Here is a 12703-nt window from a genome sequence, read left to right as displayed (position 1 = left end):
CTTTTTCTCGTTTGATAATAACTAACCATCTAATCGTTTCGCATAAAATATCATTAGCCGCTATTTCACCATTTTGAATTCGATAAAAAATTTTAATGACCGCTTCATATAAGGCGGGAGGCTTACCAATTAATTGGGGTTCTAATGTGAGTGGAGTTGCTTTGGTTCGCAATGCCGGAGTTAAAAAAGCTGTAGTTGTATTGCAAACATCTTGTAAGTCATATTCTCGTAAAAAAGTCGAAACATATGACTCATCATAAGATCGACCTGAATAGCAGTCTTCTCCACCAATTTCTTTAAAAGGTTTGCGAATATCTAAATTAGGTTTATCAACTTTTGCCAACAAACAAGAAAGTAAAAGACGTATTCCGGCTTTATTTTGAGGATGTCTGCATATATATTCAATTTGTTCAACAACTTCTGAAGGAAGCATCAGAAATTCACCTGTTTTAAGGCTTTGTGATGCTGTATCAAAAGCGGAATTTAGAATTTCTGTTGGTGTTTTCATCTCTGATTTTAAAAGCTGAGTTTTACTGTCTATTTTTGAAATACCTATAGATATATTTTCCACAGGATAATTGATCCAAAGTCTTTCTGTACGCGGTTTTTTAACCGAGTGACAAGACTTAGTGGGAGCAGAAATTTGTTTCCAATCTCCATAGAGTTCATTCATTAAAGTACACTCATACCCTGAAACCGCAACTTTTCCTTTTATATTGTGAACAATCTCAGCAAGTTTTCGATGTTCTTCATCCGTCATTTCATAAGCATACGCCTTACTGTCTCCGCGAGTATTATGGGGATAAGGAGGGTCACAGTAAAACAGTGTTTCTTCACTATCATATCGCCGAATAATATCAAATGACGAACTATTTTCAATTTGAACTCTCTGTAATCTTTGAACAATTTTTGACAAATCATCAATACTTCCTAACCAACGAGAAACGGCTCCTGCCATTCCCGCTCGACTGGTGAGAAGACAATGCGCCCACCGCCCAGAACTTGCCGTTTGAGCCAGTCCAGTTCTAACTTGTCTCGCCCGAATANTCGCCGAATAATATCAAATGACGAACTATTTTCAATTTGAACTCTCTGTAATCTTTGAACAATTTTTGACAAATCATCAATACTTCCTAACCAACGAGAAACGGCTCCTGCCATTCCCGCTCGACTGGTGAGAAGACAATGCGCCCACCGCCCAGAACTTGCCGTTTGAGCCAGTCCAGTTCTAACTTGTCTCGCCCGAATAAAAAATCGTCTAGCCCGTTCTAAATTTGATAAGTTTGTGGTATCTTTAGAAATGGCAAGCTCAAATTCACTTCGGGAAAAAGGAGTAAAAGCAATTGCTCGAATTAATTCGTTTTTTTCATCCCGTAGCACTCTAAAAAAATTAACTAATTCTCCATCAATATCATTATAAGTTTCCACAGGAGAAGGTTCTCTATTAATTAAAATTGATGCTGAACCACCAAAGGGTTCGCAATAATGGGTTGTTTTCGGTAATAAAGGTAAAAGCCAGTCTAAATGACTATATTTCCCCCCATACCAACCAAATGCAATTAGCTTATTCTTCATTTATTGATAATCTGAGTTTTTTTTTCCTATGTTATCACATTATACAAAAAATTGTTTTTCAAAGTGCGGTCACTACTTTGAGGATTGAGACACATCAAAATACAATTTAATAGCCCACCAAATTTCACCGCGATACGTTACAAATCCTCACAAGGTAAAGACATAAATTGCATTTTTGCTAATACGGGGTCTAACTCGGAGGATTCTTCTGAATAAACTTGGTTTAATTTTTCTANACATTATACAAAAAATTGTTTTTCAAAGTGCGGTCACTACTTTGAGGATTGAGACACATCAAAATACAATTTAATAGCCCACCAAATTTCACCGCGATACGTTACAAATCCTCACAAGGTAAAGACATAAATTGCATTTTTGCTAATACGGGGTCTAACTCGGAGGATTCTTCTGAATAAACTTGGTTTAATTTTTCTAAAATTTGGTCGCGATGATAGTTTTTTAAATACGCTTTCAACGCTTGTGTATAAAGTTCACTTCGCGATATACCCAACTGTTCGGCGAGTGCTTCTGCTTGATGACAAATTGTGTCTGGAATAGAGATGTCTGTTTGCATAAAATTTTTTAGCTGGTTAATATCTTTCTAAATTATAGCAATCCGATTCTTGATTTGGTTTGGAAGTTCAAAATGCTGAACATCACATGGTTTCTAGCAAGCGAGACGCTTGCACTTATCAACCCGATATTTAAGTCTCAAAAGTTTTATTAAACTCGCACGAACACTCGTTCTCCAACTCGTTTAACCGGATAGGGTTGTAAGGGCATTTCGGGGGCGGTGAGACAGTCTCCAGTTTTTAAATTGTATTGAAAATGATGAAACGGACAAGTTAGAATTCCCTCTTTGATTTCTCCTTTATCTAACGGCATCGCCAGATGAGTACAACTGTTGCGATAGGCTTGAATCTGATCAGCAAATCGGGTTATAATTAGTTTTAAGCCATCCAATTCTACAGCTAAAATTCCCCCCTCTGGAATCTGTTCAATGGTTGTTATCGCCACCCAACCTGCTTCGTTATCCGTAGAAAAAGGGCTAATAATAGAATGAGAATTGTTCGTTGAAACGGGAGTATTAACCGAGATAACGTGCTGAATTTCAGGACAATGATTTTTAATCGCTTGTTCAACCCCTTGTTTTAACGTTAACGTAGAAGCCGGACAATTGCTACAANCCCCCTCTGGAATCTGTTCAATGGTTGTTATCGCCACCCAACCTGCTTCGTTATCCGTAGAAAAAGGGCTAATAATAGAATGAGAATTGTTCGTTGAAACGGGAGTATTAACCGAGATAACGTGCTGAATTTCAGGACAATGATTTTTAATCGCTTGTTCAACCCCTTGTTTTAACGTTAACGTAGAAGCCGGACAATTGCTACAAGTTCCGACTAATTTAACTTCTACCGTATCGGGGAGTTTAACAGCCACTAATTCCACATCGCCGCTATGACTTTTTAAGCCCGGACGCACTTCTTCTAAGGCTTGTTGAATGCGAGTTTCTAACGGGGGTTGGGGCGGTTTTACAAGTTCGTGATAACGCAACAGTCCGTAAACTATTTCATCTTCAACCGCATGACGTAACGCCGAGAGAGATTCTTGTTTAACACTGCGAATTAAACGAATTAGCGCCTCTTTATGTAACGCTTCTATCGATTTTTTTAATCCCTCGACAACCAATAACTTTTCTGGGTCATGCCATTCTAAAACGGTGTTTTCAAAAAACTTTATTTCTTGAACCAAGTCTTCTAAGGTTACAGCATCTTGGGGAGAAATTGGCGTTGAAGTCATAATTGTTATATTTTTATTTTTATTTTATATGAATTTTAAACGTAGGGGCGGGTTCTACAATATCTATAATACCCATCAGAAATTTAACTAAACCCGCCCGACTTCGGGAAAAATTGGCAATGTAGAGGCGGNGAATTTTAAACGTAGGGGCGGGTTCTACAATATCTATAATACCCATCAGAAATTTAACTAAACCCGCCCGACTTCGGGAAAAATTGGCAATGTAGAGGCGGGTTTTATAAGCTCTGTAATACCAGTCTGGGATTGAACTAAACCCGCCCTAGTTCACCCTACAAATTTAGAAATTGGGGTTATTTCATTTTGACATCTTTCAACAGAAAAGGCATGGCAATTCCTGTCAATAAACTCGATAAAACAATCGGCAACCACAAGGTTACACCCACTTTATCCAACCCGACAAATAACAGTAAACCTAATGTTAACCCGATAGCACTTTGACGAACAAAATAGCCCGGATTTTGCAACAATTTTCCTTTTAACAGTAACTTGGTACTGAACCAACCGACTTCTAACATGGTACTTTCTCCTTCATTCTAAACAAACTTCAAGACAATCAATCCTAGTGCAATAGCAGGTAAAACACCTACGGGGCCAAACAAACCCCCAATCATTGCCGACAAACCAAAACCTAAGTCTTTTCGGGCTAATAAAATGCCTCCAATTGCACCCCCCAGAATCGAAACAGCACCCGCAACCGCCAACCAAACAATACCCGTTAACAGCGTAATTTCTCCGGCAAGTAAATCATGCCAAAAGGTCTGTACAGGCGTTGTATTTAACACTTCTAACAGGACGTTAAAAAATTCGTTCATCTTGTTCTCCTGGGTTAATTTAAAGACGACAACGCTTGTAATTCTGTATCCAAATCTTGCAACGCTTGAGCGACCATTTCCGCTCGTTCAGACTCCCCATATTGAACAAAAATTAATCTGGCTTCTTCGTAGAGACTCTTAGCCGTTTGCAGATGATTAGGATTACCCGCTTCGGGATGTTCTATATCATCTGGAAGGTTAAATAAAATATTCGCTTTGTTGGCAATTGTATTTGCATATTCAACCGGAGTATCCTTGGCTGTCCGAACTTTTAACGCTTCGTTATACGCTTTTAAAGCCCGCAGATTATTCTCAACAGGATGAACACTCGGGAGATATTGCAACGCATTTCCCAGATTATTTTGTAACATCGCATATTCAACCGGATGATCCGTTAAAATAATCCAGTTCAACGCTTCTTCAAAGGACTGCACCGCCAACGCCTGACGCATATCTTCGCCATCTCCCGACAACGACATTGACAAATAAGCGATCGCAATATTATTGTGTAAGATAGCGTATTCTTGGGGATATTCTGTCGGCGTAAACACTTCTAACGCTTGCTGATAGGCTTGAACTGCGTCTTTAGTTTGAGCCAGATTAAACGGAACCAACGCTTGAAAAACCAACCCCAAATTCATCTGCACTTCTGCAACTTCTTCCGGGGAAGCCTGTTGTTGTAAAATCGGTAGTGCCGTTTCAAAAACTTGTTTGGCTGCAACTAACCCCTCGGAACTTTCGCCGGGATAGGTTCGCAACGCAATTCCTAAACCAACCGTCGCCCGTGCTTTTAATAAAGGATAATCTGAACCGCACAACTCAATCGCTTGACGGTACAATAATACAGCCGCTTCTATCTGTTCAATGCCTTTGGGTTTTTGTAGCAACCCCCGGGCAATTTCAGTCAACATTTGCACTTTTTCAGCAACGGTAGCGGCTTCAGACTCAACCGCAGCAGTGGCGGCTTTAACAGCAGACTCAGTAAAACTTTGTGTCACAACTATTCTAGGGGTGAAGGATTTGACAAATCGTTTCAGAGATTGACGCTATCGGCCAATACTCAACACAACTGTTAACGTCAATCTCAAATTACAGGAAAAAAATAGTCACTCTTGTTGCTTAAAGCTAATCCTTGTTCGCCGTGAATAACTGTATTATCTGATACGGTTAATCCGTTTCATTTTCTTTTTGTCACGATTGGCTGAACTTTATCCTTTTTTAATTTTTATCAAGTCCATAAAAACCCGGTGCGCGAGAAAGTTACCAGGTTTTTGGTGATTTCAATTTTTCTCTAGCCCAAGGGATAAAAAGTTTTGTAAATCTCACGCCAATAAATCTAAAAAAAATCGCCATGATTATCACAATTTAAAAAATTGTATTAGATAATTGTCAAAACTCATCAAAATTAAATACCCCAATTGTTTGTCCGCATCGCACAAGGAGAATTATTGTGGCTAACGTCCTCTGGCTGCAAGGTGGCGCTTGTTCAGGAAACACCATGTCATTTCTCAACGCCGAAGAACCGAGCGTTTGTGACCTAATAACCGACTTTAACATCAACCTTCTCTGGCATCCCTCCCTCGGACTCGAACTCGGAGACAGCCTGAAAAAACTACTGCGAGACTGCATCAATGGCATCGTCCCCGTTGATATTCTCGTCTTTGAAGGCAGCGTCGTCAACGCCCCCAAAGGAACCGGAGAATGGAACCGTTTTGCAGACCGTCCGATGAAAGACTGGTTATCTGACCTGTCCAAAGTCGCTAAATTCGTTGTCGCTGTCGGAGACTGTGCAACCTATGGCGGTATTCCCGCAATGGCACCCAACCCCAGCGAGTCCGAAGGGTTACAATTTCTCAAACGGCAAAAAGGCGGCTTTCTTGGCCCCGACTACCTCAGCCAAGCCGGGTTTCCCGTGATTAATATTCCTGGCTGTCCTGCCCATCCTGACTGGATAACTCAAATTTTAGTCGCAGTTGCCACCGGAAGACTCGATGATATTACCTTAGACGAATTTCATCGCCCCGAAACCTTCTTCAAGAGTTTCACCCAAACCGGATGTACCCGCAATATTCATTTTGCCTATAAAGCCTCATCTTCAGACTTCGGACAACGCAAAGGCTGTCTGTTTTATGACTTAGGTTGTCGCGGACCAATGACCCATTCTTCCTGTAACCGCATTTTGTGGAACCGTGTTTCCTCCAAAACCCGCGCCGGAATGCCTTGTCTCGGCTGTACCGAACCCGAATTTCCCTTCCATGACCTCAAACCCGGAACCGTCTTCAAAACCCAAACCGTCATGGGAGTTCCCAAAGAATTACCCACAGGCGTCAACCGTAAAGACTACGCCCTATTAACCATTGTCGCAAAAGATTCGACCCCAAAATGGGCAGAAGAAGACATTTTTACCGTTTAACTCCAAACGTTTTGAAACCAAGACCAATAAGGATGTAGGAACGGGTTCCGCGAAGATGTAAGTCTTCCCACAAACAACTTCTATTAACCTGCCCAGAAAATTGACAGTAATTTCACCGTAATGTAGGAACGGGTTCCGCGAAGATTTATGTCTTCTGACAAACAACTTCTATTAACCTGCCCTAAAAATTGACAGTGATTTGACAGTAATGTAGGGGCGGGTTCCGCGAAGATTTATGTCTTCTGACAAACAACTTCTANCCGGACATAAAACTAGTCATGAATCAAATTTTTATGGGGGGGCGGTTCCCGTGAAGATTTTTGTGTTGTACCAAAAATTTTCTATAAACCCGCCCCGAAAAAGGGTTGAGATTAATTTAGGAGTTCCCACAAACAATTTTGTAGAACCCGCCCCGAAAAAGGGTTGAGATTAATTTAGGAGTTCCCACAAACAACTTCTATAAACCCGCCCCGAAAAAGGGTTGAGATTAATTTAGGAGTTCCCACAAACAATTTTGTAGAACCCGCCCCGAAAAAAGCTATCCGTTTTGAACACAAATGAACACTTGAGAGAGAGGAAGAACATGGTTGCACAACGAACATCTATCGAAACTTTAGATATTTCTCCCGTAGGTCGCGTTGAGGGAGACTTAGATGTCCGAGTCGATATCCAAGATGGTCAAGTCGTTAACGCTTGGACACAAGCCCAACTATTTCGCGGGTTTGAAGTTATTCTACGAGGAAAAGACCCCCAAGCCGGATTAATTGTCACACCGCGAGTTTGTGGAATTTGCGGCGCCTCTCACCTAACTTGTGCATCTTGGGCATTAGATACCGCTTGGGAAACCGAAGTTCCTCGCAATGCAATTTTAGCAAAAAATTTAGGTCAACTCGTTGAAACCATTCAAAGCCATCCCCGTTATTTTTACGGTTTGTTTGCCATTGACCTCACTAACAAAAAATATCAAAATAGCCCTTTTTACGAAGAAGCTTGTCGTCGGTTTGCCGCTTATACCGGAAAATCCTACGAAATTGGGGTAACAATTTCCGCCAAACCCGTAGAAATTTATGCCTTATTTGGCGGACAATGGCCTCATTCTAGCTTTATGGTTCCCGGTGGCGTGATGTGCGCCCCAACGTTAACCGATATTACTCGCGCTTGGTCGATTTTAGAATATTTCCGCACCAATTGGTTAGAACCCGTTTGGTTAGGCTGTTCGTTAGAACGTTACGAAGAAATTCAGTCCTATGATGATTTTATGACCTGGTTGGGAGAAAGTCCAAATCATCTAAATTCCGACTTAGGCTTCTATTGGCGAATGGGCTTAGATATCGGTTTAGATAAATTTGGGGCGGGAACCGGAAAATACATGAGTTGGGGCTATCTCCCTCACGAAGACAGATATCAACGCCCAACAATTGCCGGACGCAATGCTGCGGTGATTATGAAAAGTGGAGTTTATGATAGTTTTAACGACACCCATCAACTGATGGAACATCATTTCACTCGCGAAAATACTACCCATTCTTGGTACGAAGAAGGCAACGAAGATGTACATCCGTTTGACCGTTTTACTGTTCCCCAACAAAACAATGATGTAGACTTCTTAGAAGGCGCTTATACTTGGTCAACCGCAGTGAAACACCAAGATATGGGTCGTCTAGAAGTCGGTTCACTGTCGCGTCAACTCGTCGCAGGCGGACATCATGGCGAAAGCTGGCAACATTATGACGGCTTCATCCTCGATATGTTCAAAAAAATGGGAGGGCCGAGTGTGCATCTGCGTCAGTTAGCCCGAATGCACGAACAAGTTAAATTATATCGACAAGTTGAACGCTGTTTACGAGAGTTTAAACTACGCGAACCCTGGTATATTAAACCCACACCAAAAGACGGACGGGGTTGGGGTGCAACAGAAGCCAGTCGCGGCGCCTTATGTCATTGGGTCGAAATCGAAAATGGTAAAATTAAAAACTATCAAATTCTCGCCCCCTCCACTTGGAATATCGGCCCCCGTGATGGTGAAGGCGTGCGTGGCCCCATCGAAGAAGCGTTAATTGGTACCCCAATTGCCGATAAAAATGACCCCGTAGAAGTCGGTCATGTCGCCCGTTCTTTTGACTCTTGTTTAGTCTGTACCGTTCACGCCCATGATGCGAAAACAGGTGAAGAATTAGCCCGGTTCCGCACTGCTTAATTGTCAGGAAATTAACCACCAAGACACGAAGGCACGAAGATATTCTTCCTTTGTGTCTCCCCTGTTTTTTATTCCTAGAATTAACCACCAAGGCACGAAGGCACGAAGATATTNATATTCTTCCTTTGTGTCTCCCCTGTTTTTTATTCCTAGAATTAACCACCAAGGCACGAAGGCACGAAGATATTCTTCCTTTGTGTCTCTGTGTCGAGCGTGTTTTTTATTCCTCTCTTTTCATTTTAACTCAGGCCTGCTTTTTGAAAAATGTCTTGGGCTGTGAATGACAATTCTTCTAATAAATTATCGCTTAAAATCCCTTCCTCTCGTTTGGTTTGTGGGGGTGCATCGGGATAAAAAATGGTGATGGTTTTTGCTTTGGGGTCAACCACCCAAACTCTTGAGACTCCTGCATTGAGATAATCAATTGCTTTTTCGCTCATCTCCCCAAATGTTTGATCGGGTGATATAATTTCAATGGCTAATTCTGGGGGAACTGGGCAAGCTTCATCCTCAAATCGTTCTAACGGAAGACGATTGTAGGAAATATAAAGTAAGTCGGGAATCGGAACCCAATCTCGATTATTTTTTTTGAGAACAACAGCCCATTCTATCCCCACTTCTCCTTGGTTTTTACACCATTCGGTTAGGAGGGTATACAAAGTACCTGTTAGTCGAGAATGAAAACGTTTGGGTGCCATTTTAGGAACTGCTTCTCCATTTATTAATTCATAGTTTAAGTCGGTTTCTGGAAGGGCGAGAAATTCTTCGAGGGTGAGTTGACTTTTGATTATTACCATTAGTTTATTGCTATAATAGGTGTTAAATTTAGTTTAGGAGTTGAATGAATTATAGCAAACTTGGTCAGCAATATTAGGGGACTGGGCAATGTTAACGATTATTGGTTGTGGGAATCTAAATCGCTGTGATGATGCAGTGGGAGTCATTATCGCTCAACGTTTACAACAATATCTCATCCAAAATCCTCATCCAAATGTGCGAATCTTTGACTGCGGAACTGCGGGAATGGAAGTGATGTTTCAAGCTAGAGGAAGCAAACAATTAATCATTCTTGATGCGAGTTCAACAGGTTCAGAACCCGGTGCAGTTTTTGAAGTTCCTGGTTCAGAGCTTGAACAATTACCCGAACCCAGTTATAATTTACATGATTTTCGTTGGGATCATGCTTTGGCTGCGGGTCGTCGCATCTTTCAAGAGGATTTCCCGCAGGCTGTAAGCGTTTATTTAATCGAAGCTAATAGTTTAGAATTTGGCTGGGAATTGAGTTCCCCCGTTGAACAAGCGGCGGAAAAAGTGTTTCAAAGCATCATTCAAATCATCACCTCAACAGCAGCATTATCTTCTATTCCAGGGGATCATCCGCTTCCGGTACAACCTCCAACTCCAAATCCAGATCAATAAACTGTTCCGGTGGGTTTAGACAAGTTTCTAATAAATCATCAACTGCAAGATCTTGATGAACTTCTGCTAACCCAATCACACAAAATGAATAACGTTCCGGTAATAAACTTAACGCACAACTGTTGAGAACGTTTAACGGATCGGCACTACTCGCCACTGTAACAATACCTGTTACACAAATCCCCAACTCTCTCGGACGCCGCACACTCACACAACCCACGAGCGCTTCTTCACTGCTAATGGCTGCTGTGTTGGTGATGCTAACGACACATTCAGACAAATCTCTCGGACGAATCACCCCTGCACAGGCTTCAGCCGAAAGTTTAGCTGCTATTCCCGCATCGCGTAAACCCTCAGCACACCTGCGATAATCGTGACGATTCAGTAAATTAAATGAAGGAAACGCCGTTACGGGAGCGGCCAATAAACTCACCGTACCCATTGATAACACAATCCGTGACAGCCAACGCCGGGTTTGGGGTCGGTGTTGGAGAAGTCCGAGGAAAGTCCAACGGGATAAACTCGAAAAAATCATAGCTAACCTAGAAATAAACAGGATGACACGGGAAAAGTTCTGGATTATCATATCATCAACCCTTGCGTCGGGGTTGCACGCCGAACAGTTGACTATTAACAATTTAGCTTTTTAATTCTCAAATGAAACCCAATGAAACGAAGAATTTTCTGCCGTTATGCAGCAGTAAGTTCGGCCTGTTTTGGTGGAATTTTCGGGCGAGATTGGGCGGTGGCTATGAGTTCTAAATCCGCCCCGGATCAACCCAATTACAAGTGGGTCGTTTTGTATTGGATGCCCTACGATAACAACCTCAGCCGTTTCGGGGAACCCATTGTCGAAATGCTGACTCTCGGTACTCACCGTTCCCCCGCTTTGGTCGTCGTTCAGTCTGATTATTCGGGCGACCAAAAAATGCGCCGGCGTTTGCTTGTTGGTGGAAAAGTGCGCGAGATTAATTTAACAGAAGAAGATAGCAGCGATGTCTCCAATTTTTCCGCCTATTTGGATTGGGCCTATCAGTCTTTAGAAGCCGAACGCTGGGCGATAATTGTTGTGGGTCACGCCGGAAAACTCAACGAAATTAGCCCCGACGAACACCGGGCTACCGGAGAGGAAATCACCTGGATGGGAGTTGACCGGTTCGCAGGGGCGGTGAAGAATTTTAACCAAGCCACCGGCGGGCGGGTTGAATTGCTTTTCTTTCAAAACTGCAACAAAGCCACCCTGGAGGTGATTTATGAGGCCCGCCACTGCGCCCGATACACCCTCGCCTCGCAGCTTAACCTCGGCGCCCCCAATTACTACTACCAACGTTTTCTCTACCGCCTCAAAGACCCATTGGTGGGGGGACTGGAAGCCGCCACTGCTATCATAGATTCTGAATGGGCGGATATGTATCACAGCTTTACCCTCGTCGATAACCGGGCGGTTGAACAGATTCCCGAAAAGCTTTCGCGGGTGATTCTGGCGATTCTTGGGGGTCCTTTGCCTGCCGTCAACCCCTCCGAACTGTCGATTTACGGCTATTTTGGCGAACAGCACTGCGATTTGCTGAATTTGCTGGGTTATCTTTCGAGAATCGGCGGCCGGGGTGAGTCCGAGTTGGGGGAATTTGCCGAGTTTCTGGGTTCGGAGGTGATTTCTCGCCACAAAACCGGCGGAAAACTGTACGGTTCTCGCTTCTCCAACCATCCCAACGTTCGAGCGCTGTCGGGTCTGGGCCTGTATTTTCCCGAAACCCGGCAAGATATTGACAGATACGCTTCCCTGGCTTTGTATCAACGGGTTGATTTCATCGGCTTGTACAAAAAGATAATTAAAAGTTGAAGCCTTCGAGAAATGCACACTTTCCCCACCGTCCCCAACCCCGGATTTTTGGTCTTTCGGAGTCGAGTTGATTGTTGGTGTGCAAGAAGACTAAAATAGAGGTTTGGTAATAAATCGTATGGAGAGAGGAAGTTAAATGTCTCGATATAGAGGCCCCCGTTTAAGAATTGTTCGACGTTTGGGAGATCTACCTGGGTTAACCCGAAAAGTCGCCAGACGCGCTTATCCTCCGGGTCAACACGGTCAAGCTCGCCGCAAACGCTCAGAATATGCGATCCGTTTGGAAGAAAAGCAGAAACTCCGGTTTAACTACGGTCTTTCTGAAAAGCAATTGCTGCGTTATGTGAAAAAAGCTCGTCGGGCTACGGGTTCAACGGGTCAAGTGTTGTTGCAAATGCTAGAGATGCGTCTCGATAACACCATTTTCCGTTTAGGGATGGCACCGACTATTCCCGGCGCTCGTCAATTAGTCAATCATGGTCATGTTACCGTGAATGGTCGTGTTGTTGATATCGCCAGCTATCAGTGTCGTCCTGGAGATCTTGTTGGCATCAAAAACAGGGAAAAATCTCGCGAAATGGTGAAAGCCAACTTGCAATATCCCGGTTTAGCCAACGTTCCCT

The 12703-nt window shown here is 42.9% G+C and carries 14 protein-coding genes and 1 pseudogene; 5 read left to right on the top strand and 10 right to left on the bottom strand.

The genetic code is table 11. The features are described from left to right. From WN50_RS37640 to WN50_RS17015, 8 genes and pseudogenes are all read right to left on the bottom strand, one after another. The coding region (locus WN50_RS37640) for a DNA adenine methylase (protein WP_200906301.1) at nt 1–958 on the bottom strand (958 nt) is incomplete at its 3' end. 89 nt (nt 959–1047) lie between these two features. Continuing rightward, nucleotides 1048–1575: DNA adenine methylase (locus WN50_RS17040; protein ID WP_049559937.1), on the bottom strand; the 528-nt coding region annotated here is incomplete at its 3' end. Between the two features lie 337 nt (nt 1576–1912). Beyond that, the gene (locus WN50_RS17035) at nt 1913–2149 is read right to left on the bottom strand and encodes a hypothetical protein (RefSeq protein ID WP_046276515.1); all 237 of its coding nucleotides are present in this window, start codon (nt 2147–2149) and stop codon (nt 1913–1915) included. 149 nt (nt 2150–2298) lie between these two features. Beyond that, a pseudogene (locus tag WN50_RS36325) lies at nt 2299–2761 on the bottom strand (Rieske 2Fe-2S domain-containing protein); the annotation flags it as partial. A gap of 1 nt (nt 2762) precedes the next feature. Next, a partial coding sequence (locus tag WN50_RS36320; protein ID WP_235440995.1) for a NifU family protein occupies nt 2763–3375 on the bottom strand: 613 nt, incomplete at its 3' end. A gap of 311 nt (nt 3376–3686) precedes the next feature. Next, complete coding sequence (locus WN50_RS17025) at nt 3687–3911, bottom strand: hypothetical protein (protein ID WP_046276464.1); 225 nt, start codon at nt 3909–3911, stop codon at nt 3687–3689. 18 nt (nt 3912–3929) lie between these two features. Continuing rightward, on the bottom strand, nt 3930–4208 hold the full coding sequence (locus tag WN50_RS17020; protein WP_046276465.1) for an asr0689 family protein: 279 nt from the start codon (nt 4206–4208) through the stop codon (nt 3930–3932). Between the two features lie 14 nt (nt 4209–4222). After that, entirely contained in the window at nt 4223–5206 is a 984-nt protein-coding gene (locus WN50_RS17015; RefSeq protein ID WP_046276466.1) for a tetratricopeptide repeat protein, read from the bottom strand. Between the two features lie 452 nt (nt 5207–5658). Between WN50_RS17015 and WN50_RS17010 the strand changes: the two genes are divergently transcribed. After that, nucleotides 5659–6621: a hydrogenase small subunit gene (locus WN50_RS17010; protein WP_046276467.1), complete on the top strand. Its 963-nt coding sequence runs from the start codon at nt 5659–5661 to the stop codon at nt 6619–6621. 583 nt (nt 6622–7204) lie between these two features. Continuing rightward, nucleotides 7205–8818: a nickel-dependent hydrogenase large subunit gene (locus WN50_RS17000; protein ID WP_046280773.1), complete on the top strand. Its 1614-nt coding sequence runs from the start codon at nt 7205–7207 to the stop codon at nt 8816–8818. Nucleotides 8819–9057: 239 nt separating this feature from the next. On the opposite strand, the gene WN50_RS16995 is transcribed toward WN50_RS17000, so the two are convergent. Further along, on the bottom strand, nt 9058–9615 hold the full coding sequence (locus WN50_RS16995; RefSeq protein ID WP_046280771.1) for a Uma2 family endonuclease: 558 nt from the start codon (nt 9613–9615) through the stop codon (nt 9058–9060). A gap of 88 nt (nt 9616–9703) precedes the next feature. On the opposite strand from WN50_RS16995, the gene WN50_RS16990 reads away from it, so the two are divergent. Continuing rightward, nucleotides 9704–10237 (top strand): hydrogenase maturation protease, encoded by a 534-nt coding sequence (locus tag WN50_RS16990; protein WP_082172475.1) that lies wholly within the window; start codon nt 9704–9706, stop codon nt 10235–10237. Here the strand turns inward: WN50_RS16990 and WN50_RS16985 are convergent. Then, complete coding sequence (locus tag WN50_RS16985) at nt 10179–10772, bottom strand: hypothetical protein (RefSeq protein WP_235440994.1); 594 nt, start codon at nt 10770–10772, stop codon at nt 10179–10181. The two genes, WN50_RS16990 and WN50_RS16985, sit on opposite strands and share 59 nt — an antisense overlap. Before the next feature lie 132 nt (nt 10773–10904). On the opposite strand from WN50_RS16985, the gene WN50_RS16980 reads away from it, so the two are divergent. Continuing rightward, entirely contained in the window at nt 10905–12080 is a 1176-nt protein-coding gene (locus tag WN50_RS16980; RefSeq protein WP_049559924.1) for a clostripain-related cysteine peptidase, read from the top strand. A 136-nt stretch (nt 12081–12216) separates the two neighbouring features. Continuing rightward, a partial coding sequence (rpsD, locus tag WN50_RS16975; protein WP_049559921.1) for a 30S ribosomal protein S4 occupies nt 12217–12703 on the top strand: 487 nt, incomplete at its 3' end.

It is taken from the genome of Limnoraphis robusta CS-951, assembly GCF_000972705.2.
The sequence above is the reverse complement of the archived record's forward strand: the minus strand, read 5'-3'. Positions and strand labels throughout refer to the sequence as shown.